Source organism: Desulfosporosinus cupriresistens (assembly GCF_001707885.1).
Classification (GTDB): domain Bacteria; phylum Bacillota; class Desulfitobacteriia; order Desulfitobacteriales; family Desulfitobacteriaceae; genus Desulfosporosinus.
In genome coordinates, this window is the sequence record NZ_MASS01000020.1 from 1 (window position 1) to 22,196 (window position 22,196).

Genomic DNA, 22,196 nt, shown 5'->3' on the forward strand with positions numbered 1-22,196 from the left:
GCTTCCACTGAGTTCACAGTGGACTCCCATGTCTTCTCGTTCGGATTCATAGACTTTCATTTGTCCGTGCATATACATGCGGTCATAGCCCATGGCTTTTGTTTCGATGGGGACCCATTCTTTGCCGGGGATATTTAAGACTTCGAAGATTTTGGAGCCGTGGGGTAGTGTGAAGGCGAACCAGTCGATGAGTATGCGCTGACCCGTAGATTGTGCCCCCGTGTTACTTGCCGGGGGCACTAGCTCTTGGGTTGGATTTAGTTCGAAGGAGATTTGCTTTTGCATTTATATCGCTCCTTTAATTCCCCTATTTGCGCACGATTTTAACAGGTATAGCCACAGCCAGGACAAAGAAACTCTCCTAAAAATAGAAGCAATTTATGTTTTCCACAGTTTGGACACTTCATTTGAAACACCTCTCTCTTAGCTTTTTTGGTCTTATCCAAGCTGGATTCAATACAAACGATTCGAGATGAGCGCCACATTTTTCACACTTCAATGTTGCCCTATCTTCCTTTTCCATTTCTGAGTAGTATTTGTGATAATGCTCCACTGTTTTAATTTTCTCTGATTCCATGACACAAATCGACATTTTACATTCAGGGCAATATCCTCTCAATTTCCATAGCGTTGCGATGGTAAATTACCTCTCTTTCTGTGGCTAATTATCCGGTTAGCTATAGTTTGGGTTTTGGTTACGTTTATTTGGGTGAGTATGCGAAAACCCTTCCGGACTCGCTATTCGCTCGGTCCTTCGGACTAAATCCTCTAGGCTTTACCCCTGGGTCTTTTGAATGTGTGTTTCGGTCTTAGGGGTGTATGCGGGGGTGTTCCGGTCTTAGGCCTGCATGTGGGTGTGTATCGGTCTTGGGGCTGCATGTGGGTGTGTTCCGGTCTTAGGCCTGCATGTGGGTGTGTTCCGGTCTTAGGCCTGCATGTGGGCGTGTTCCGGTCTTAGGCCTGCATGTGGGTGTGTTCCGGTCTTAGGCCTGCATGTGGGCGTGTTCCGGTCTTAGGCCTGCATGTGGGCGTGTTCCGGTCTTAGGCCTGCATGTGGGCGTGTTCCGGTCTTAGGCCTGCATGCTGCTCTTTGCTCAAGAGGGACGCTGTCCCCCTTAATAATCCCCCTGCACTCGCCGTGTGGCAGGGAAAGTCTCTCTTTGCTTTGGGGTTGTCTCTGCTGGTCTTCGAGACTTCCCCGTCTCTAAGTATTTTGGCGAGATCAGCTTGTCAAGGCATAAAAAACGAATGATGAATGAATGTGTTTTATACTTGACAAGCCCGTTAGTTCACGGATTATGTCGAATTTCCAGATATAATGTTATGCTTTCTTATATCCCGTAGATACACCTCTTTCAACTCAAAAAGATTACCTACGCTTTTAGGGCTCGAAAATCACTATTTTCGACTGATAGCATTGACCCGCTAATGAGACATTCAATCCATTTCCCGTCTTTATATTGCAATACTCGAAATGGATGTCTGTTAAGTTCTTCAAAGGCCATTTTTATTGATTGTTCTAGGGTTCTTACTAGGCTATAGTTCAGCCATACGTTCTCCACTAATACTTGCAAGCAATAGTCTCTTAAGTAATTCATTGTCTTTCACTCCTTCTTCTTGTTTAATGAAGACGGGAAAAGCTTCTTGGATAACGTTTTGGCTCCAAGAAGCAAATCCAATTATTTACCGAGTGCTTTTAATGCTTTGGGGTTTCTATGGGCTTCAGCTTGTCTCTCCATCCATTCTTTGACTTGCTGCTTGGGGAAGACGTATCGATTGCCGAAGGGTACTTTGGGGAAGTCGATTCGCTGGGACAATGCATAGGCTCGGTTATGGCCTATGCGTAAGTATTGACAAAGTTCTTTATGGGTGAGGAAGTCTGGCAGTGATTCATAGGAAGGAGCATGAGAGATTATACAGCTCATAAAGATTTAACCTCCTTCATTAAATCTCAGATAACTCAGGCAGCAATTCTTTAAATATACGAAAATCATTTGCGTGCAGCCTTGAGACATGTATTGAGCCTAGGTCCTCCTTTGCATCACTAAGATAGTCGATCCAATCAACATTCATAAGAAACGATAACCGCTGATCATTGTCTCTGATACATAAATACAAATAATGAAGGGCGCTTGACGATTTTCCCGACAATGTGCGAATATTATGATCCAATATTTCTAATACCCCTGAATAAAATTGAAGATCTTCTTCTATCACCTGTACAACCTTTTTCGGCAATTCCACTCCTGTCAGAGCCGATAAATCCATTTTCTGCCCCACCTTTCACTTGCACTACTTGCTTTCTGCCTTTTCCTTAAGTAACTGATTAAGTACAATTTCTGCAATTACACGTTTAGCTCTTTCCGGATCTGGATGTGGCACAAGCTTAATCGTAACTTTGAGTGTTATCTCTCGCGGTTTACGTGGCAATCTCTTCCCCTCCTATCGTTGCTACACTGGACACTTATCTAATCACTAGAAACATGACGGACTTGTTGCTGAATGTTGCTAACTTGTATTTCCGTCATTTTTAACGAATTTAAATCAAGGTCTAAACAAGTTGCGAGTCTTGAAAGAGTTTCAACGCTAGGCATATACCTCCCATTCTCAATATCAGATACATAATTTCTTGATAAATTTGCAATTAAAGATACTTGATTCTGACGTAAGCCCTTTTCTTTACGCTTTTGCTTAATGAATTCCCCTAGAGCTTTTTTGTCTAACATTTTCGTTACCTCCAACCTCTTCGATATAATAATTGTACGGTATTCACGACATTTTGTAAAACTCTATATTCTCACAAATAGCAGTAAATTTAAAGAGCACAGCCAAAATACTTGTATTCGCGTCAATATGCTTAGAAACGCTTGTATTTACGTCTTTTTAACACTTGTATGTCCGACTTTTATTACTTATAATAAGAATCAAATGTCGGCATTGCCGACCAAAGGAGAGATATCTCATGACATTAGGTGAAAATATTAAGTTTTATCGGAAACAAAAAAAGTTGACACAAAATGAGTTGGCTAATCTATCGAATATGTCACGTTCTTATCTAGCCGATATTGAACGTGATAGATATAATCCTAGTGTTGAAACACTAAAAGCTATTGCGGACGCACTTCACATCAAACTCTCTTCGTTAATGGGAGAGGAAACAACTCCACCCTGGGCCACGGCAAAAGATAAGCGCGACTTCAAAAAAATGCTCGAAGAAGATGATGACTTAATGTTTGATGGTGTTCCCATCGAAAACGAAGACCGCCAGAGAATCAAAGACGTACTTACCGGACTATTTTGGGAAGCGAAACAGATGAACAAACGAAAAAAGAAAAATGACAGCACGAACGACACCAAGAAATAATCCCTGGTGTCGTTTTTTTATTAAAGGGGTGCTTATTAATTATGGACAAGCTTATACATACATTAATACGTAAGTATAATACCAATTGCCCCTTCACTATTGCTGAACACCTTAACATTCATATTCGTTTTGCTGATCTTGGCGGCCACACCCGTGGTATTTATTATAGTAAACTCAGACGCCGATTTATTGTAATTAACTCTAGATTAAATTCACACTGGCAACGTTTCATATGCGCTCACGAATTAGCACACGACAGGCTTCACAGGGGTATAAATCGATTTTTCATCGATGAATATTCTTTTTTAAACACAGATAGGTATGAAAGACAGGCTAACCAATTCGCTGTTCGATTACTTTTATCCACAACAAACATACAGGCTGGTGAAACTATTGAACAATTTTTTCTTCGAAATAGTGTTCCAACCGAAATGACCAAGTATTTCTATAAAAGCTTCTGAAAGAATGGATTTGAAAGGAGGAATCACTAATGATTCGCGCAGCAGCATACCCGCGATATAGCTCAGACAACCAACGCGAAGAGTCTATTTCTGCTCAACTAAGAGCGATTGAGGAATACTGTAAAAGAAAAAACTATGTTCTTGTAAAAATCTATCCTGACGAAGCCAAAAGCGCTACAACAGATAACAGGTCTAATTTTCAGCGCATGATCGAAGACAGCTCCCTAGGTATCTTTGATGTTGTGATAGTCCATAAATATGATCGTTTTGCGAGAAACCGTTATGATTCAGCTTATTAAAAACGTAAATTAAAGCTTAATGGCGTAAAAGTTGAAAGCGTTTTAGAGCAGTTAGATGATTCCCCTGAATCTATAATCCTTGAATCAGTATTGGAAGGTATGGCAGAGTATTACAGCAAAAACCTTGCTCGTGAAGTCATGAAAGGAATGCACGAAAACGCCGAGCAGGGTATTCATATCGGCGGCAGGCCCCCTTATGGTCTAAAAATTAACCCCGAAACTCAGATGTATGAAATTGACGAAAAAACTTATCAGGCAGTGCAAATTTATTTCGAAGGTATCAGAGATAATTTCTCCCTAAGCAGAATTGCAACAAAACTGAATAATCTGGGCTATCGAACCCAAGAGGGCAAGGAATTTACAAAGAATAGTTTCTTTGGATGGGCAAGAAATCGTAAATATATAGGAGATTATGTTTGGAATGTTGCTAGTTCAAAACATGCTGACGGACGAAGAAATAGCAGCAAGAAAAAACCTATTGAAGAACAAATTATAAAACAAGGTATCATTCCCAAGATTATAGAACCAGATTTGTTTTGGGAGGTTAGTTTAAAGATGGACTCAAGAAAACGCCAACCTGGCAAAATGAAAGCCGATGTAAACTATTTACTTTCTGGCAAAGTGTTTTGCGGTCAATGCGGAGCCCCCTATAATGGTAATTCATACCGCAACTCAAAAAGTAAGAACAATACGTTACTAAGCTATTATAAATGCTCCAATAAATGCAAAAATTCTAGCGTCAGAAAGGAAAATTTAGAGCAAGTAGTCACGGAGCAACTTATTTCTCAATGTTTTTCTCCCAAGGCAATGGATGATATCGTAATATCAGTAAAGGAATTATACCTTTCACGTAAAAAGGAATATGAATCAGATGTGGAGCCTATACAAAAAGAGATTAAAGAAATTGAGACTTCTGTAGAAAATTGGATTCAAGCCTTAGGGAAAGGTATAAAAGGCCTGGAGGATAAAATCATTGAAGCTCAAAACAAAAATGAATTCCTACAAGGGGAGCTTTTACGTATTGAGGCTATAAAGAAGCATAATGAACTTAATAGTGAAGACATCTATTCCATCTTAAGACAAAAAAAGAACTCTCTCTTTTCCGTCGACGTAGCGGAAAAGAAGAGAGTCCTTCAGGAATATGTCAATCGAATTAAAATCAACCCATCCGATAATATTAACACTCTTGATGCTGAAATAACCTACAGGGTTTTTAATGGTGGAGGCGACCTGACACTGCTGAAGCACCTAACATTCCTGTACATCAGATAATAGACTATAAATCAGTGAAGGCGACCTCTTACCCTATTCATAAACCTGCATTATAAAGCTTAATTTAACTAAAAATGACCACGTCATACCTGAGAAACGTATTCATCAGATTCATAACTAATATTTTTCACTTGAACTAATTTCACTTCTCGAATTCTAACATTCTCATCAGTAAAAAATATAATATTATTCCCATTACCTAAAGAACTTTTGAATTTAATTCCCTCAAATCCTACAACTTTTATTAGTTCACAAATATACTGTGTTGGAATATAATCTATCGCAGAAATATTAGGATTTACAGGCTTTGATAGATCATTAGCAAATGCGTTAAGAATGCTAATTACTTCAATTTCTTTTCTTAACGATGAAAACATAGTGAAGAAAGGAGAGATTATTTCGAATTTATTGGTTAGATCAAATATTTCTAGATCCTTTGTTATAGCTATCTTTGCTACAGAGTTAATTGAACCTTTCCATGCCCTAATTTCAGAAAGTACTGTTGAAATGTCATCAGAAGTGTATAAGTAATTAATCCCTGGAGGATTAGCTCTCCCACCATTTGATATTATCCTATTATTAGGTATTCCCATTTTTTTCGGAGGAAAAGGTTTAATTACACCTTTTACTTTATCTATTATATATCCATCTCGTGCCCGATAAAGAATCATTCCCTTTTTAATCTGATTATGTGCATAACCAAATAATTCCTTATCAAATACTTGATTAGGATCAAAACCGTTTTCGTCAATGTCATTATAATTAAACCTACATTTATGTTTTATGTTGTTACAAAAAATCTCCCAATCTTTATTTGTAAAGTATCCATAATACCTGTCACTTTCTCTATACCATACAGAAGCTAACGCTTCACTTGAAAAATCAAATATTTCCGGAGAAATGTTATAAATAACTTTTGCAATATTCTTATTATCCAATAATTCCCCATTAAAAATATTCCAATCTTCCTGCATTAATGAAACAAGACTTTCGGGTTGTGGAATTTTATTCTTTACACGATAGTGTTCTTCAAATACATTATCGCATTTTGTATATAAATCAAATACACCTTCAAATAGTACTTTAAGATTTTCTTCTGTCAAACATTTAACATTATCACTTTCACAATAACAACACTTATCAACCACACCTCTTCTTTTAATATAACTTATTAGATCTTTATCATTAAAACAATTGACACAACAACCCAATTTTATCCTCCTTTCAGACCCAAAGTACTTTTTTATTTATTCATGATATTATTAAATTGCGTTTATCAATTTATGTATATTAAGTAGATACTAAAGTTATATCTTCCTATTTAGAAAATAACGGGTTATCTTCTAAATAATTGTACAATACTATTATAGTTAAGACTATGTGCCTGTGGCGGGGACCCCCGAGTACCCCACTCACTGGCACATAGTCTATTTTCTATTTGTTAATCATTCACTCCAGATTTGTCGAATATAGCTGTGACGGATACTTGCATATTTGAAGGTACTGGCGCACGAATATTTGTAATTTTATCAAGTAATATTTGACTAAGCTTTAACCCGATAAACATGGCATAGGTGTCATAGCGATTGGCAATTAGTTTACGATACAAGATAAACTCAGCGCCAACTTTTTTCTTGACGACATACCATTTCTCGACGCAAACAAACAGGGTAAAGGGCAAGATACGGAAAGGCCCAAAACGGTTTAATTTCCTTTGAATCATTTCATACTCGGCAAAACTTTGTTGAATGGAATTGGGAGAAGGGCCGCCAAAACTCTTTACTCCCATGCCTACTAAATGATGAAGCCTGAAGGCATCTCCTTGTATTCTTTTACAAGAGATGGCTTTCTGTTTTTATCGTCATTTTTCCTGCCTTATCACGCCTTTTGATTAACGCCGAAGCTATTTTGTTTTGTGTCATCACAAAACCTTACATTTGAACAATTTGAAAACGTTAAAATTCAATTTCATACAAATTACTTAAAATTAGCTTTTGTATTGTAGAAAGAACAATAGCAAATGAAAAATCAGTTTCACTATTTAACCTACAGTCATAGTCAGATATTTCATTATTAAATTCGAATAAACTATTATTAATTGGATTTTTTGTACCTAGATCCCCATGAACAAAACAACTTCTATACTTATAAAATTTTCTTATTTTAGTTTCAATTCCTTTTCTTTCTGGCTTAAGAAACATACGAATTCTTTCAACCAACAATTGTTTAATATTTCTTTGAGGATTACCATATAACGCTTCTAAAGCATGTGCTAACCATATTACATTTGTCGCATCAAAGATACTATTTTTAGAAATAGTCATTAGCGCAAAAAGAACTCTTTCGATTCTTGTGTTTGCCAATTGCTTAGTCCCAATATTTAAACTTTGGTACCAATTCCATGAATTATTTAAAGGTATGCATTTAACGATTGGCCACTTTTCATTGAAATAAATATCCCAAGCATTTTCAAAAAAATTAGAAGAAAGATTAAGTTGATGATTAAACCTATTGCGTACTGTATTACTACTAATATTTGTCTTTGAAAAATTACAGCAACCTGGCCCAGATAGATTCAAAACTAAAAATAATTCGTAAAAGAAAAGCTCTAAGTAGTACGAAACTATTCTAGTACCTAAGTTTTTAGAAGGTGTCTTAACTTTACACTTTAACGATACTTTTTTATCCATGCTACTTTGTTCATCATATTCTTTCTTTGCTTTATTACTCAGTTTTTTATACTCAGATATAGAAATGCTATATTTAAGCTCATGAGATACTACATTTCGAAGCTGATCCCATTCAATATTTATATAAAAATTGTGCTTATCTCTAACTATTTCGAAATTAGTAAATAATCTGAAAACATCTCCCCATAATTTTTCAATGCAGTCGTTAAGTTCCTCGTAATAAGAAATAGGGCCTAACCACTCTTGATTCACTATAATAGTATGTTCTCTCATCTAATCCTCCCGTGATAGCAAGGGCATTAAATTCACACATACCCATATCCCCTTGATCACATAATCTATGCCAAGCGCAGGAATCTCGTATTTTGTAAAGATGTTCGCCAGGAGACTCAAAGGAAGCAAAGTTGTCTCCTTTAACAAAGGTTATCAGTACTCAACCTACTTTATTCTGTGACTATATGATCCAATTCTATCCTAGATCCAGAAAACCCTTCTTCTTCTGTCCGATTTGTACTACTCTTGGCAAAATTAATTAAAACCTTCAACAGTCAAACAAACAGTATTTCCATTTCAAAGTTTTAATTTGAAGTTACGGTTTTTGGGAATAATATCTTGCTTGCCCTTAACACTCATATAATAAAGACTCAAGTTAAGACAATATGCCAGTGGCGGGAACCCCCGAGTACCCCACTCACTGGCACATAGTCTTTTGTATTATTCGTTCATCCCAGATTTATCAAATATAGCTGTAACAGGGACTTGCTGATTTAACGGCACTGGTGCTCGTATGTTTGTAATCTTATCGAGTAATGTCTGACTTAGCTTGAACCCGGTAAACATTGCGTAGGTATCATATCGATTGGCAATCCGTTTGCGATAAAGGATAAATTCTGCTCCTACTTTTTGCTTGACTACATACCATTTTTCTACGCAAACAAACAGGGTAAACGGTAAGATCCGAAAAGGGCCGAAACGATTGACTTTCCTATGAATCATTTCATACTCGACAAACCCCCTTATCTGCTTGTCAATCATTCGGTCATTCTGGGCAACGAGTATGAAGTAATAACCCAATTTTCTGTACTGTGAAAAAAAATCAATCCATTCTGCACGATCCGTTTTTAGAGACTCCCGACAGTTAAAGCGCCCCCCTGCTTCGTCAATGACTACCAGGCATTGGGACTCTTTTTTCTTTTCGATCATGCCGTGTTCTATGGCAAAGACCACCAGACTTTCTACCGTTATTTGCTCGTTGGGTAGGTAGAAAAACCGTTTGTCATAGCCGCGTTTTATTTCCTTGTCGGTGAATTTTATGGGGAAGTTGGCTATGACCATTTTATTGAGCCGTAATGCCCAAAGGATTTGACATATAGCGTTGTAAGATTTGCCGCTGCCTGGAGTACCACTGTAAAAAGATATGCTCATGATCCCACCACCTTAAGCCATCTTAGGGCTATGCGAATTACAAAATAGGCTAAGACTGCTGAGATATATAACGTCATTGTCGTCAACATTTGGGGAATCGGTATGAGCCAAAAAATCCACGTTAGCACTGGTGATGCTCCATCAAGGTTCCACATAAATGGCGAAGATGGAAGGAGCGACAAGATTGCAGATATAGCAGCTGCGATAAGGCTTAATAATGAATTGATGAGCGAGGCTATGAAACCCATTAGGAAGCACCCCCTACTAATTTCCTAGTACCAAAAAGCAAGCCTATATTGAATGCAAAGAGTTCTAAGACTCGTACAGCTGCTGCCAAGCCATCAAATTGACTTAATTTTATTTCACCCGTTATGTTTCCTATACCAATGGGAATCGTCGGTGCTACTGGTGTACCTGCGCCAAAGGTGGAAATCATATTTTTTAGATCCCACGGTAAGGAGAATGGGAACTTACTGGATAATAAATCACCTGCTATTCTCAATTTTGAAAAATCTATCGAATCATCAGGATTCACAGTGAGAATATCATTTAATATATCCGTGCCAGGAGATACTTCTAGTGGTGGTACAATTAAATTATTCCAATAGGTAGGTGTACCAACTTTTTGGTCGGTAGTTTTCTTATCAACAAGCACGATATCTGTTTTTGGATACGAGCCAAAATACTGCATTTGCGCCTGGATAGTATCCATGGGGGATGCGTCGATAGATAGATTGATGTTAGTTGCCGAGGTATTCTCAAAGGTAAAGGTCGGCATTTGGTCAGAATCAGACCATCCATAATACATGTCGTGAAAGCTCGGCCAGATAGTTAAATCACATTTATCGGGTTGATCAATGCTCGGATTCGAGGATATATTCCATCTCATTTGATCACATAATCCTAAACTATCGACTAAATAATTGACGTTCGTCGAGCCGCCAGGAAATCCCCAACTAGCAAAGGCTGTTTCCATCGATAAATCCAAATCATAATGATCTAATGTTTCACCATCCGTTAAAGACATGACACAATTATTTGAGCCAGTCGATGGGGCTTGATACGGATAAAATAAATTGGTCAAGGTATTGTCATTGTAAATACTATCTGTCGATTGATAAACTAGCCCATCAAATGTACTACAAAACGTACTAGAATATAACGATCCACCCGATACCCATGCTCCATTCACTAAGGTATAGGTATAGATACTCATTGCCTTATTGGCCTTAATCGTATTGCTATTTAGCAAATACAAATCAATCGATCCATCATCGACATAATTAAAGAGTTTTAAGGATAATTTATCTGATGATACCGATGTATCACCTACGATTAAATGCCCATTGCAGCTATAAGTTGTCGGTAATGATGGAAATGTAATGGATGGAATTTCGGGTGGTTCATAGGATGATCCACCAGTATTCTCATAATCCATCCAGGCGGTAATCGAACCAAAGTTTAAGATATTAATCTGATATAATCCGGGAGCACTAAAGTCATGGTCTGAAAATAAGGTTCTTTGAGAATGTTCGGCACTGTATGGTTCTATTGCTGGTAACGTTTGTCCAATGTAAGTTAATCCACCATCTACTTGTATCATTGCAGGTAAGCCGGGGAGTGTTGCGTCTAGCCAATTTCGTGCGTTATCAATCGCTTGAACGTCGATCGTCAAATTTCCTTCAGCATCCCAACTAGGCGCTGTAACGCCAGACTCATAATATCTTTCCGCAATATCTACACCACTGATAAATGAATTGATATCAGCCCCTGCTTCGATCAAAGTAAGCAAGCGAGCCAATATAGGTTTAGCCATTTGAATAGGAATCGCAGGCAACAGTGCGCTCGCTGGTTTAGCATTAAATATAATAGTTGAACATAAAATTATCGCCATTAATAATACTGATAATGATTTTCTTAACATTTTTCAAACCTCCTTGAGAAATAAAAAAGCACATACGCTAGCAGGTACGTATGTACTTTTATTATGCAATTAGGATGAGATCGTTTGATTAGCCGTTGGCGATAACTTTAAAGATTTTTTTGCCGTACTTAAAGCCGAGAATGCAGGCCATGACACCAATGGCATAAGGCGCGACAGTTCCCATCGTAGCGACAATGTTATCACCCATCCCTGTAAAGGCACCTGTTACGGCAGTGTCTGCGACCCCTTCACACAAGGCAACTTTTGCAGCCGATCCCAAAGCAAAGGCACTTGAACCGATAACTGCAGGGGCAAATCGTTTGGCACGATTCATTACATTATTGAACATTTAATCACCCTCCACTCAGCATTTTGAAAAAGTTACATATGGCACTTATCCCCCATGCTGAAAATCCTGCTATAAATAAGCAACTGAAGGATAAAGTGAACCCTAGTTGTAGCTGCTGTACGTCCATGTTTCAATCCCTCCCTATTTCCAGAAGCATGATGTCAGTGTTTTATGCTTTGCACGATGTCTTTTTATTTTGCGAAATTTTTAAGGGTTATCCAGATGACGACAGCAGCTATACCACCGAGGATTGCCCCAAGGAATAACTCGAAGCCTTGGAAGCTTATGTGTAATATTGCATTACCGGTTATGGGGTCTATAGTTCCGGTAATATCGGCGCTAATCATTTGACCAGTTCTCGGACTGAGACCATGGAACCTACGCCGCCGCCTTTGGTAGCCCATTGGAGCAAGCTGCCTGTGGTTTGATAGGTTTCGCCTACTTTAGGGACTGGTAATCCATCAACAATTCTGACGACTGGATTATAGCGTTCGCCGGGTTGATAAAGCGTGACATCCGTTGCTTTTTTATCTTCCTTTGCTTTGACTTCCAGAACGACACCTTTAATCGTTACAACCATTGTTTTAACCCCTTTCTTTTGTTTCTTTGTTTTACTGAGGTCATAATAACAAAAAGGGGTTTAAACCTTAAATTTATTTTCAGCTCGCCTGGAGCATTGCATAATGACGCTTTTTGAGCCTATTTTTGGCAAATAGGATGATTTCGACTAGCTCTTCTAGATTTACTTTGAAATCTTTATCCATGCTTAATAAGGCAAGGCTTGGCGCGACTTGCTTAATAATCCAATTCTTTACACGCTTGATGGTGTTTTGTATTTTTTCTGTGGTAAGCTTTAATTTCTCAACTTCGCCAAGAAATTCTTGCCAAAAAGGTGAAATGTCCCAGCGTGATTTGTTGCTGTCGGTTGTTGATGGTTCTACAAAGTTGAGATAGTTTTTAAGGATGCCAAAGGCAACTTCGCCCAATTCGATATTGGCTAGGATATAGTCCGCTATGGCATTGGCACGTTCGTCACGACTTTGGATTTCGGTTCGATTCCAGATTTGGTCATGGCTTAGACGTTCTTGACGGTAGATTTCTTCTCGTTGTTGCTTGTTTTCTTTGCGCTCTTTTTGAGATAGTTTGGCTTCTGATTCTTTACGTATTGCTTCCGCTTCTCGACTGGCCTGGTCTTTAAGTAGTTGTTCTATGGCTTTGTCATATATGCGAATACGGATGCGGGATTGAGGCGATCCAAAGTAGATCGTTTGGCCAAGATTGTCTTTGGCCGAGAGATTGTATTCTTCGAGGATTCGTCCTTTACGGAAATAGGATAATAGTTCGCTCTTTTTGATTTTTTTCTTGATTTGCTCCAGGGTAAATATTCCGTCAAAATCGTCAATGGCTAAGTCAATGCGGGAAAACTGGCCGCAATTAGTTCGGATGCGTTGTATTAGGTCTAGCCATTTTCCGTCAAAGAAGAATTCGTATTCTCTGCAGGCATTGCCGCTGAACTCACAGTGTGAACCCATGTCTTCGCGGTCTGATTTATAGACTTTCATTTGTCCGTGAACATACATGCAATCATATCCCAAGGCTTTCGTTTCGATGGGCATCCATTCTGAGCCGGGTATTCCGATGACTTCAAAGATGTCGACCCAGGTGGGAACTGTGAAAGCAAACCAGTCGATGAGGATTCGCAGACCTGTAGATTGTGCCCCCGTGTTACTTGCCGGGGGCACCAGTTCTTGAGACAGATTTAGTTCGAAGGAGATTTGCTTTTGCATTTGTTTTTTCCTCCTATTTACTCCATGGATATTTTGAACTATTAACTATTTCGTAAATATTTTCCGGGAATTTTGAAAACATGTGACTAAATCTATAGTAGTAACTATTTGAAAAAGCGATTCGGTAATATAGAGAGGTTCCAAAAAACCCATTTGGCATCATCATAATTGACTTCATCTGACCACTCCTAACGTTGCTTCTGAGATATCTGACAATGTTAACTACTAGCAGGTATAGCCGCATTTTGGACAAATAAACTCTCCAAGAAAAAGTAACAATTCCTCTTTACCACATTTTGGACATTTCATTTGCTACACCTCTCTCTTACTTTCTCAGGCCTTTTCCAGACTGGATTCACTACAAATGATTCAAGATGAGCACCACACTTTTCGCACTTCAATGTTGCCCTATTATCTTTCTCCATCTTTGAATAGTATTTCACAAAGTGCTCAACGGTTTTGATCTTTTCCGATTCCATTACACAAACCGATTTTTTACACTCAGGACAAAATCCGCTAAGTCTCCATATCGTTGCCATTACAGATAGCCCTCCTTCCTATGGCTCAACATTCAATAACGCTTTTACGTGGGGATTGGTTACGTTTATTTTGGTGCTTGGGAGTCACCACTCCGGACTCGGGCATTCGCCCTCGGTGCTTCGCACTCGCTCCCTGCGGTCGCGCTCCTCCGGGATTCTTGTGCATGTCTTATGTGGGTGTGTTCGGGTCTAGGGGTGCATAGGCGTGCTTGGGTCTAGGGATGCAATGCAGGTGTGCTCGGGTCTTAGGCGTGCATGTAGGTGTGCTCGGGTCTTAGGCGTGCATGTAGGTGTACTTGGGTCTTAGGCGTGCATGTAGGTGTACTTGGGCCTTAGGCGTGCATGTAGGTGTACTTGGGTCTTAGGCGTGCATGTAGGTGTACTTGGGTCTTAGGCGTGCATGTAGGTGTACTTGGGTCTTAGGATTCATGTAGGTGTGTTCGGACCTAGGAAAGGAACGACTAGGCATGTATGTAGGTGTGTACTCAAGAGGGACGCTGTCCCCCTTAATAATCCCCCTGCACTCGGCGAGGCCAGGGGAAGTCTCTCCTTGCTTTGTGGCCTGTCTCTGCAGGTCGAAGAGACTTCCCCGTCTCTAAGTATTTTGGCGAGATTTGCTTGTCAAGGCATAAAAAACGAATGATATATGCATGTGTTTTATACTTGACAAGCCCGATTGTTCATGAATTAAGCCTCTATGCTGTCAAGACTCGAAAGTCTTTATTTTCAACCGAGAGCATTGACCCACTAATAAGAATTTCAATCCATTTACCGCCTTTATATTCCAGTAATCGAAATGTACATCCGATAAGTTCTACAAAGGCCATGGTTATTGCACTTTCCAAGCTTCTTACCAAGCTATAATTACACCATGTGTTCTCTACCAATACTTGCAAGCAAAAGTCTCTCAAATAAGACATTATTTTTCCCTCCCTATCTCATTACTTAGCGGGTCCCCGCGACCTCCCCAGGAATTGTCCTGGTTCATCGGTTTCGGCCACGTCCCAAATGGCCATCATCAGGCGGAGTTATGAATATTATGATTGCCGATGTAATTCACGTGATACATAAGATAACGACATCATCAAATCATCATAATCAACGATAGAGATATCAGCTTTTCTAATTTCTAATTCCGCAATATTAACATCATTTAAAGTTTGTGCATTATTAACCAAAGACCATAATTTTTTTAACATAAAATATCCTCCCTAATCGCGTACATCGGCCGCAACATCTGGTTGTATTACACCAGACTTAGTTTTTACCTTGTTCTTTGGGACTACTAAGTCCTTTTTCCCCAATTCAACTTGATGGAGCTTCTCTGTTAGTTCCTGATTTTTACTTGTTAAAACTTCAATTTTCAAGAAATATTCGTCTTTGATTGCCTGGTTCTCTTCAAGCATTTTTTTCTGCACTTCTAATATCGCACTCTGCTTCTCCAAGGCATGAACTTTTTCCATTTGTTCAAGTGCTTGTATTGTCTCCCTCTCTTGAACCTCTTTTAATGCCTGGGCTTGTTCTAATTGGCGTTTATAATCCTTGCTTTGCTGCTCTAATAATTCAATGGTTTCAGCCTGACTCTGATTACTTTGATTAATCCGGCCAAGTTCTGCTTCGAGCTCAAGAACGGATTCAATTCGTGACTCTAGCTGATTCAACTTTTCCATCTGCATTTGGATTGTAATCCTCTGAGAAGCGTTAATTTCTACAAGTTCGGAGTTACCAGCGGTAATGTCCGTCATGGACTTTTCAAGTGCCGACTTGTCAATAATTGCCTTGTCTCGTTCTTCTTGGGCTTGTTTAACTGCCAGCTGCTGTTGATCAGTAATGGATTTATGAAGGATGGATTCTTGTTCAAGCGACTCGGTAAATTTGGCCTTCAAATCAATACCCTTTTCTACTAACCCAATAAAAGATGACTTGATTTTATCCAAGTGATAAGTAACCTGCTGGATGTCCTCTGACCTATGAACGTCACTTGCTTGCAGAAGCCCGGCCTTATGGGTTGATAGTAATTGCTCAAGAAATTCCTTGCTTGAGAGTCCTGATTCCTTAACTAATTGAACTAACTCCTCTTTAATTTCAGGTGAAACCTTAGCACTCCATGTTTCATCTGCCATGACATAACCTCCCTTTTTCGTGGTAAACTATTGGCCCGCCTATAATCAATGGTTTACTTTGGTTTACGTTTACTTTTAAGTAAACTTCTGATTCCAGATAATCAAAATATGGCTTGACTCGAAGAATTTGCTCACGAACAAAGTTTGCTAATAGCTCATTATGAAGATCACTCGCCCCCCCTGAATCCCTATTCTGCGCCCTTATATATCCCTCAAGCTCGCAAACAATTGAACCAGATTCCTCATTAAACCTTGCATAATCCATCGGTTTCTCTTCCAATTTAACTTCATCTAAATTCAAATATTGAGAAGAAGCATAATCCAAGAAATAATTAATCTCAGCGGTCCTGGCCCAACGTGTATGCCCTTTGTCATCAGTTAAAATAATTACGTCTTTATGAACTTCAGCAGATGCACAGTCAAAGAACTTAGAGACAATAGAACTAAAGTCTTCATCACCAACCAAGGGAGAATTCCAACAAAATCTTTGAAAAGAATCTAAAGTGAATTTCTTGACTTCAGTTTTAATTACTTGATTAACTCTTTCACTAACGTTTGCCATTCTTATTCATCCTCTCCTCTTCTTTGAGATATTCTTTAAGAAAAATACCAGCAATCAAATTAAGTGCTCTTTCCGGGTCTGGATGCGGAACAACCTTAACAATTATCGTAATCTTTGACTCCCGTGGTTTACGTGGCAATCTCTTCCCCTCCTCGTGCGTAATCCGATTTCCATAAAGTAGCTAAATAATGTATGACACCTAAAATTATGCACGTTTCATTTCGTTGCCAATTCCCTCAAAAAAAAGAGTCCAGTTAAAATTTAACACTTCTCCGATTTTCCGAGCCACTTTTACACTAGGCGTTCTTTCCCCGTTCTCAATCATGCTATAATATTGCCTTTTTACCCCTACATTTTTGGCAACCTCATCGTGCGTCATTCCTGCATCTAGCCGTATATTTGATAACCAAAATCGAATCATCATCACCGCCTCCGTCTAGCAATTCCCTTGCAACGATTTGTTGCTATACCTTATTATACCGCAACATATTGTTGTTGTAAATATAATTCGCAACATTTTGTTGCCAAGTCTTTACGCAACATAAAGTTGCCTATATAATGTAATAAAGTAAGTAAAAACAGGAGGACCTGTAAAATGTTTCCTGACAGACTCTCCACACTGAGAACTTCAAAGGGTTTAACTCATCAAGAAATGGCTGATATGCTAGGAATTACCCGTCAGGCATACAGCAACTATGAAGCAGGAAAAAGAGAACCAGATCACGACACACTAAGAAGGCTAGCCGAGTTCTTTATGATTTCAACGGATTATTTGCTAGGGCACGACAATGTTAAAACAACCCCATCCTGGGCCACAGCAAAAGATAAGCGCGACTTCAAAAAAATGCTCGAAGAAGATGATGACTTAATGTTTGATGGTGTTCCCATTGAAAACGAAGACCGCCAGAGAATCAAAGACGTTCTTACCGGACTATTTTGGGAAGCGAAACAGATGAACAAACGAAAAAAGAAAACGGACAGCACGAACGACACCAAGAAATAATCCCTGGTGCCGTTTTTCTATTGAAGGAGTGCTTATTAAGTATGGACAAGCTTATACACACCTTGATACGTAAGTATGATACTATTTGTCCCTTCACTATTGCTGAACATCTTAACATACATATCCGCTTTGCTGACCTTGGCGAGAACACACGTGGTATTTACTATAATAAACTCAGACGAAGATTTATAGTAATTAACTCTAGACTAAACTCCCACTGGCAGCGCTTCATATGCGCTCACGAATTGGCGCACGATAGATTACACCGAGGATTAAACAGATTTTTCCTAGATGAATGTTCACTTCTAAACACTAACAAGTACGAAAGACAAGCCAATCAATTTGCAGTTCAACTACTTTTAAAGAACTCTAAAATTCTACCTGATGAAACTATAAGCCAACTATTCAAAAGGAAAGGCATTCCTGCCGAAATGATTCGATTTTACAAAGAGGTGAAAATATGAATATCATTAATGCAGCAGCCTATGCGAGATACAGTTCAGACAACCAAAGAGAAGAATCTTTGTCCGCACAACTCAACGCCATAAAAGATTACTGCCAGAAAAAGGGATACATACTAACAAACGTATACACAGATGAAGCTAAGACGGCGACCAACGATCACAGAAAAGGATTCCAGCAAATGATTACCGACAGCGAGCTAAAACTATTTAATGTAGTTGTTGTCCACAAATTTGACAGATTCGCGCGCAATAGATATGATTCAGCTTCCTACAAACGGAAACTTAAAATCAACAAGGTTCGCCTTGAGAGCGTTTTAGAGCAGCTTGACGATTCGCCCGAGTCTGTAATCTTAGAATCAGTCCTGGAGGGCATGGCCGAATACTATAGCAAAAACCTTGCCCGCGAAGTTCGTAAAGGATTATTAGAAAATGCTAAAGCCGGAATACATAACGGAGGCCGCACGCCATACGGCTTAAAAGTCAACCCAATAACCAGAAAGTACGAAATCGATGAGACACGCTACAAAGCTGTACAGATGTACTTTAATGGCGTAGCTGCTGGTATTCCCCTAGCAGAAATAGCCCGACGTATTAACGCTGAAGGCTTTAGAACCTATACAGGCGATAAATTCAAGGTAACTAGTTTTGACACATGGGCAAATAATCGAAAATACAAAGGAGATTATGCCTGGGATGTCGCAACCAAAAAAGATGCAGAAGGCAAAAGAAATAGCCATGCTAAAAAGCCTATTGAAGAGCAAACAATAATCCCTGGTGTGATACCAGCCATTATTCCAACTGAATTATGGGAAAGGGTGAATGCCTTAATGAAAGAACGTCAACGAACAGGTGGAAGTATGACAGCAAAAGAAACTTATTTACTTAGTGGCAAGATTACTTGCGGTTCATGCGGCGCTAATTATTTCGGAGAAGGCTACAACAGTAGAGGTAGGCACTACGCTTATTACAAATGCTCAGGAAAATGCGGAAATAATGGAGTTGACAAATATAAACTAGAAAAAATGATTTCTGAAATGCTAGAAAAAACATGCTTCAGCGAGGAAGGTATGGAAGAAATCAAAGACAACGTTAAAAAGTTATACGCAGACCGAAAAAAGAACATCGACAGCGAAATTGCGCCCATAAAGAATGAGATCCGCAAACTAGAGCTTAAAATTGATAATTGGCTTGAGCTAATAGGAGAAGGAACACCCGATAAACGGTTATTTGCCCAAAAAGTAAGTGAGGCCAACGAAAGGAAAACCCTTCTTGAATCTCAACTTACAAAAATGAATGTAATAGCATCAAGCCAAACGATTGACGAAGCTATCCTTATAAAAGTGCTTAAAGCAAAAAAAGACCAGCTTCTATCCTCAAATGAAGAAGATAGAAAACAAGTCTTTAAGGAATATGTTGATAAAGTTGTCATTAATACAGTCAATGACCAAACTATTATAGAATTATGTGTTAGGTGCTTCAATGGTGGAGGCGAGGGGATTTGCACCCCTGTATCGAAGAGCTGCCACAAAAGCGTCTACGCGTGTATCCTTTATTTTAAGTTTCGCCAGTCTTGACTCCTAAAGGAGAGGATTCAGTTCAGGCTAGCTCGATAATCTTAGCTAACGTCTCCGAGCATTGACATTAGAGCAACCTACTTATTTGACACCCTGGCCCTTCACCGTAGGTTACAGAAGGCAGGATGCTAGCGGCACTTAAGCAGCTAGGGCGTAATTATTTTCGTTAACTATTAGGTCCACCGTTTAACGAGACCAGGTGGAATCTCGACGCGCAACTCTTGCCACCGCTTCCCCGAGCGAGTCTAGAACGCCCCCATGTAAAAGTTCTAACACGCATAGTATAACACATTTGCGTGTAAAGAATAGCTAAATATCTTTGGAATCTCTGCATTTTAGTGGAAAGAATTAAATCGATATCTTTTTTAAGTCTTTAAGCAACAAAACTATTAAATATTTAAATTACGACTTGTATTCATTTTAATATGCTTTATTACGATCTCTTAAAGCCCGCTCAATATCACGTTTACCTTCACGTTCGGCAAGAGATTGACGCTTGTCGTAATTTTTCTTTCCTTGCCCAACCGCCAATTCAACTTTAGCCAAGCCTTTCTTTAGATAAATTTTAATTGGTATGAGAGTTAAGCCTTGTAGCTGAATTTTCCCGACTAATTTATTAATTTCAGCACGGTGCAGTAATAATTTACGCGGTCGCAACGGATCATGGTTAAAGCGATTTCCTTGTTCATAAGGGCTTATATGCATCTGATGAACCCAGACTTCACCATCGTTCAAACGGGCATAACTGTCTTTCAAATTCACTTTCCCGTTACGAATCGATTTTATTTCTGTCCCAGTAAGGATGATTCCAGCCTCAACTCTATCTTCAATAAAATAATCGTGGAAGGCTTTACGATTTTCAGAGATAATTTTAATCCCCTCGTGAGGCATAGCTATTCCTCCTCTCACCTAGTATCTCAGTATACCACAGGTTTCCTTATATATCCAAAAGCTAAACTTGTGAATTTTCAGCTCGCACACATTTCAAACCATTGAACCATTGATCTTTTTCTAGTACTTTTTTCTTAGCATCTTTCTCCAAAAGTTAATCAAATAATTGTGTTCCGATATTAATATAATGCTTAGACATGCCTTTAGCTTGCCAAGATTCGACTCGTTCGCCCTAAACACTTATGATTTAAGCCCTATCGATTCAAACCGTTGGAGAAATTCATGAACTTTTAGAGCAACCTCTTCCCGTTCCGGTCCGAGGGTTAAAATATGTCCAGATTTTCTCCAATTAAGAACCTCCGGCTTTATCTGCTGCAGTTCATTCTTAATAATTTGGACGCTAATGGGGTTGACTGTAAGATCTTTGTCGCTTTGCATCAGTAATGTCGGACACTTAATCTTATTTAGGTTACGTCGCACCTTGCGAATTGCACCGTTCAGAGAAATCAAAGCATCCACGGGAACCCTCTCATAGACAAAACGCTCATTTTCCGGCTGAGAAGCTGATCCTAAGTAATGCTTCTTCGGCTTTCTTACAAACGCTTTGAAGGGACGAAGAAGGCGGACATATCTGGTTTGCTGGTTAACCAGCACCATAGGTGCATTCATGGAAACGGTCCCTTCGATCAAACCTAGAGTAGCCAGATGAAGTGCTAACAATCCCCCCATGGAAAGACCCACCACGATCACGGTGTGGCAAGACTTTCTCAGCTCTTTTACGCCAGCTTCTGCATCTTTAACCCAGTCCTCCCAGCGTGTTTTGGCCATCTCTTCTGGAGTCGTACCATGCCCGGAAAGCCGTATCCCTAGGACTGACCACCCAAATGTAGCTAACCGTTTACCGATCAAGCGCATTTCCGAAGGAGATCCTGAAAACCCATGAATTAGTAAGCACCCAACATGGTTTCCGGGGAAATTAAAGGGCTCAACTAAGCGTTTTGTTGGTTCAACCAAAACCATCCCTGCTTTCCTTTTCAAAGCCTGTCTTCGAAAAGTCTTGAATAATAGCACGAAAGGGGCACCTCATTTGAAGTGCCCCTCTTGATTGACATTATAACTGGAAGAATAGAGCATTGATCAGGTTTTACTATTTAAGGATAGCTAGACCCAAAGAACTCAGCAAAAATACACCCGCTAAAACGGCCGTAAGTTTCGCGAATAATTCATCTATGCCTTTCTTTTTCCCAAACACTGATTCGCCAGCCCCTGCAATCACGCCTGACAACCCAGCACTCCTTCCAGACTGAAGCAATACCGTCGCAATGAGTCCTATAGAGCTAAGGACCAAAAGTATAACCAAAGCAATTACCAATTTACACACTCCCTAAGGCAACCCTAGGTCACCATTTGATCAAACTACTTACTAAGTAACAGAATTATTTTAGCACATGCTTCAGTAAAACTCAAGA

Annotated in this window: 31 protein-coding genes, 1 other RNA gene and 1 pseudogene; 7 read left to right on the forward strand and 26 right to left on the reverse strand. The window is 39.3% G+C overall.

Features of this window, described 5'->3' with window-relative positions; all coding sequences use genetic code 11:
• From DSBG_RS09875 to DSBG_RS09895, 6 genes are all read right to left on the reverse strand, one after another.
• A partial coding sequence (locus DSBG_RS09875; RefSeq protein ID WP_141694284.1) for a hypothetical protein occupies positions 1-285 on the reverse strand: 285 nt, incomplete at its 3' end.
• A gap of 1,088 nt (positions 286-1,373) precedes the next feature.
• Positions 1,374-1,598: a hypothetical protein gene (locus tag DSBG_RS09880; protein WP_068964049.1), complete on the reverse strand. Its 225-nt coding sequence runs from the start codon at positions 1,596-1,598 to the stop codon at positions 1,374-1,376.
• An 81-nt stretch (positions 1,599-1,679) separates the two neighbouring features.
• Positions 1,680-1,925 (reverse strand): helix-turn-helix domain-containing protein, encoded by a 246-nt coding sequence (locus tag DSBG_RS09885; RefSeq protein ID WP_068964051.1) that lies wholly within the window; start codon positions 1,923-1,925, stop codon positions 1,680-1,682.
• A 19-nt stretch (positions 1,926-1,944) separates the two neighbouring features.
• On the reverse strand, positions 1,945-2,268 hold the full coding sequence (locus DSBG_RS09890) for a hypothetical protein (protein WP_068964053.1): 324 nt from the start codon (positions 2,266-2,268) through the stop codon (positions 1,945-1,947).
• A 24-nt stretch (positions 2,269-2,292) separates the two neighbouring features.
• Complete coding sequence (locus DSBG_RS23040; RefSeq protein WP_176716239.1) at positions 2,293-2,430, reverse strand: hypothetical protein; 138 nt, start codon at positions 2,428-2,430, stop codon at positions 2,293-2,295.
• 38 nt (positions 2,431-2,468) lie between these two features.
• Entirely contained in the window at positions 2,469-2,726 is a 258-nt protein-coding gene (locus tag DSBG_RS09895; RefSeq protein ID WP_068964055.1) for a helix-turn-helix domain-containing protein, read from the reverse strand.
• A gap of 236 nt (positions 2,727-2,962) precedes the next feature.
• Between DSBG_RS09895 and DSBG_RS09900 the strand changes: the two genes are divergently transcribed.
• The 4 genes from DSBG_RS09900 to DSBG_RS09910 all read left to right on the forward strand — a co-directional run bounded on the left by DSBG_RS09900 (position 2,963) and on the right by DSBG_RS09910 (position 5,396).
• Positions 2,963-3,364 carry a helix-turn-helix domain-containing protein gene (locus DSBG_RS09900; protein WP_068964058.1) on the forward strand — a complete coding sequence of 134 codons (402 nt, stop codon included), beginning with the start codon at positions 2,963-2,965 and terminating at the stop codon, positions 3,362-3,364.
• Positions 3,365-3,405: 41 nt separating this feature from the next.
• Positions 3,406-3,825, forward strand: coding sequence for an ImmA/IrrE family metallo-endopeptidase (locus tag DSBG_RS09905; RefSeq protein WP_068964059.1), 420 nt, complete (start codon positions 3,406-3,408; stop codon positions 3,823-3,825).
• Positions 3,826-3,854: 29 nt separating this feature from the next.
• Entirely contained in the window at positions 3,855-4,124 is a 270-nt protein-coding gene (locus DSBG_RS23670) for a recombinase family protein (RefSeq protein ID WP_242877523.1), read from the forward strand.
• A 99-nt stretch (positions 4,125-4,223) separates the two neighbouring features.
• The gene (locus tag DSBG_RS09910; protein ID WP_242877531.1) at positions 4,224-5,396 is read left to right on the forward strand and encodes a recombinase family protein; all 1,173 of its coding nucleotides are present in this window, start codon (positions 4,224-4,226) and stop codon (positions 5,394-5,396) included.
• 83 nt (positions 5,397-5,479) lie between these two features.
• Here DSBG_RS09910 and DSBG_RS09915 read toward each other — a convergent pair whose 3' ends face one another.
• The 16 genes from DSBG_RS09915 to DSBG_RS09980 all read right to left on the reverse strand — a co-directional run bounded on the left by DSBG_RS09915 (position 5,480) and on the right by DSBG_RS09980 (position 17,219).
• Positions 5,480-6,499 (reverse strand): RES family NAD+ phosphorylase, encoded by a 1,020-nt coding sequence (locus DSBG_RS09915; RefSeq protein WP_141694285.1) that lies wholly within the window; start codon positions 6,497-6,499, stop codon positions 5,480-5,482.
• 338 nt (positions 6,500-6,837) lie between these two features.
• Positions 6,838-7,185: a hypothetical protein gene (locus DSBG_RS09920; protein WP_068964064.1), complete on the reverse strand. Its 348-nt coding sequence runs from the start codon at positions 7,183-7,185 to the stop codon at positions 6,838-6,840.
• A 166-nt stretch (positions 7,186-7,351) separates the two neighbouring features.
• Positions 7,352-8,359, reverse strand: coding sequence for a HEPN domain-containing protein (locus DSBG_RS09925; protein ID WP_068964066.1), 1,008 nt, complete (start codon positions 8,357-8,359; stop codon positions 7,352-7,354).
• A 441-nt stretch (positions 8,360-8,800) separates the two neighbouring features.
• Positions 8,801-9,511, reverse strand: a complete 711-nt coding sequence (locus tag DSBG_RS09930) for a zonular occludens toxin domain-containing protein (protein ID WP_068964068.1) — start codon at positions 9,509-9,511, stop codon at positions 8,801-8,803.
• Positions 9,508-9,759 carry a hypothetical protein gene (locus DSBG_RS09935; protein ID WP_068964069.1) on the reverse strand — a complete coding sequence of 84 codons (252 nt, stop codon included), beginning with the start codon at positions 9,757-9,759 and terminating at the stop codon, positions 9,508-9,510. The genes DSBG_RS09930 and DSBG_RS09935 overlap by 4 nt, the downstream gene beginning before the upstream one ends.
• The gene (locus DSBG_RS09940; protein WP_068964071.1) at positions 9,759-11,435 is read right to left on the reverse strand and encodes a hypothetical protein; all 1,677 of its coding nucleotides are present in this window, start codon (positions 11,433-11,435) and stop codon (positions 9,759-9,761) included. Before DSBG_RS09940 ends, DSBG_RS09935 begins: the two co-directional genes overlap by 1 nt.
• An 88-nt stretch (positions 11,436-11,523) precedes the next feature.
• Positions 11,524-11,784 carry a hypothetical protein gene (locus DSBG_RS09945; RefSeq protein WP_068964073.1) on the reverse strand — a complete coding sequence of 87 codons (261 nt, stop codon included), beginning with the start codon at positions 11,782-11,784 and terminating at the stop codon, positions 11,524-11,526.
• Positions 11,785-12,127: 343 nt separating this feature from the next.
• Positions 12,128-12,364 carry a hypothetical protein gene (locus DSBG_RS09950; RefSeq protein ID WP_068964075.1) on the reverse strand — a complete coding sequence of 79 codons (237 nt, stop codon included), beginning with the start codon at positions 12,362-12,364 and terminating at the stop codon, positions 12,128-12,130.
• A 79-nt stretch (positions 12,365-12,443) separates the two neighbouring features.
• Positions 12,444-13,571 (reverse strand): replication initiation factor domain-containing protein, encoded by a 1,128-nt coding sequence (locus DSBG_RS09955; RefSeq protein ID WP_068964077.1) that lies wholly within the window; start codon positions 13,569-13,571, stop codon positions 12,444-12,446.
• A 305-nt stretch (positions 13,572-13,876) separates the two neighbouring features.
• Positions 13,877-14,110, reverse strand: coding sequence for a hypothetical protein (locus DSBG_RS09960; RefSeq protein ID WP_068964079.1), 234 nt, complete (start codon positions 14,108-14,110; stop codon positions 13,877-13,879).
• A gap of 695 nt (positions 14,111-14,805) precedes the next feature.
• Positions 14,806-15,030: a hypothetical protein gene (locus tag DSBG_RS09965; protein ID WP_068964081.1), complete on the reverse strand. Its 225-nt coding sequence runs from the start codon at positions 15,028-15,030 to the stop codon at positions 14,806-14,808.
• Between the two features lie 117 nt (positions 15,031-15,147).
• A complete protein-coding gene (locus DSBG_RS23045) occupies positions 15,148-15,309 on the reverse strand; it encodes a hypothetical protein (protein ID WP_176716240.1) in 162 nt (53 codons plus the stop codon).
• A 12-nt stretch (positions 15,310-15,321) separates the two neighbouring features.
• Complete coding sequence (locus tag DSBG_RS09970; RefSeq protein ID WP_068964083.1) at positions 15,322-16,233, reverse strand: hypothetical protein; 912 nt, start codon at positions 16,231-16,233, stop codon at positions 15,322-15,324.
• Positions 16,223-16,795: a hypothetical protein gene (locus DSBG_RS09975; RefSeq protein WP_068964085.1), complete on the reverse strand. Its 573-nt coding sequence runs from the start codon at positions 16,793-16,795 to the stop codon at positions 16,223-16,225. The genes DSBG_RS09970 and DSBG_RS09975 overlap by 11 nt, the downstream gene beginning before the upstream one ends.
• Entirely contained in the window at positions 16,782-16,934 is a 153-nt protein-coding gene (locus DSBG_RS23050) for a hypothetical protein (RefSeq protein ID WP_176716241.1), read from the reverse strand. Before DSBG_RS23050 ends, DSBG_RS09975 begins: the two co-directional genes overlap by 14 nt.
• A 66-nt stretch (positions 16,935-17,000) precedes the next feature.
• A complete protein-coding gene (locus tag DSBG_RS09980; RefSeq protein ID WP_242877525.1) occupies positions 17,001-17,219 on the reverse strand; it encodes a helix-turn-helix transcriptional regulator in 219 nt (72 codons plus the stop codon).
• 171 nt (positions 17,220-17,390) lie between these two features.
• On the opposite strand from DSBG_RS09980, the gene DSBG_RS09985 reads away from it, so the two are divergent.
• The 3 genes and pseudogenes from DSBG_RS09985 to DSBG_RS24310 form a co-directional block, all read left to right on the forward strand.
• The gene (locus tag DSBG_RS09985) at positions 17,391-17,798 is read left to right on the forward strand and encodes a helix-turn-helix domain-containing protein (RefSeq protein ID WP_068964088.1); all 408 of its coding nucleotides are present in this window, start codon (positions 17,391-17,393) and stop codon (positions 17,796-17,798) included.
• Positions 17,799-17,839: 41 nt separating this feature from the next.
• On the forward strand, positions 17,840-18,262 hold the full coding sequence (locus DSBG_RS09990; RefSeq protein WP_068964090.1) for an ImmA/IrrE family metallo-endopeptidase: 423 nt from the start codon (positions 17,840-17,842) through the stop codon (positions 18,260-18,262).
• Positions 18,259-19,242, forward strand: a pseudogene (locus DSBG_RS24310) (recombinase family protein); the annotation flags it as partial. The gene DSBG_RS09990 and the pseudogene DSBG_RS24310, both read left to right, overlap by 4 nt.
• 500 nt (positions 19,243-19,742) lie before the next feature.
• Here DSBG_RS24310 and ssrA read toward each other — a convergent pair.
• The 4 genes from ssrA to secG all read right to left on the reverse strand — a co-directional run bounded on the left by ssrA (position 19,743) and on the right by secG (position 22,099).
• Positions 19,743-20,094, reverse strand: a transfer-messenger RNA (tmRNA) gene (gene ssrA / locus DSBG_RS09995).
• Positions 20,095-20,256: 162 nt separating this feature from the next.
• Positions 20,257-20,727 carry an SsrA-binding protein SmpB gene (gene smpB / locus DSBG_RS10000; RefSeq protein WP_068964093.1) on the reverse strand — a complete coding sequence of 157 codons (471 nt, stop codon included), beginning with the start codon at positions 20,725-20,727 and terminating at the stop codon, positions 20,257-20,259.
• Between the two features lie 240 nt (positions 20,728-20,967).
• The gene (locus DSBG_RS10005) at positions 20,968-21,741 is read right to left on the reverse strand and encodes an alpha/beta hydrolase (protein WP_083236809.1); all 774 of its coding nucleotides are present in this window, start codon (positions 21,739-21,741) and stop codon (positions 20,968-20,970) included.
• A 133-nt stretch (positions 21,742-21,874) separates the two neighbouring features.
• Positions 21,875-22,099 (reverse strand): preprotein translocase subunit SecG, encoded by a 225-nt coding sequence (secG, locus tag DSBG_RS10010; RefSeq protein WP_068964095.1) that lies wholly within the window; start codon positions 22,097-22,099, stop codon positions 21,875-21,877.
• Positions 22,100-22,196 lie beyond the last annotated feature (97 nt).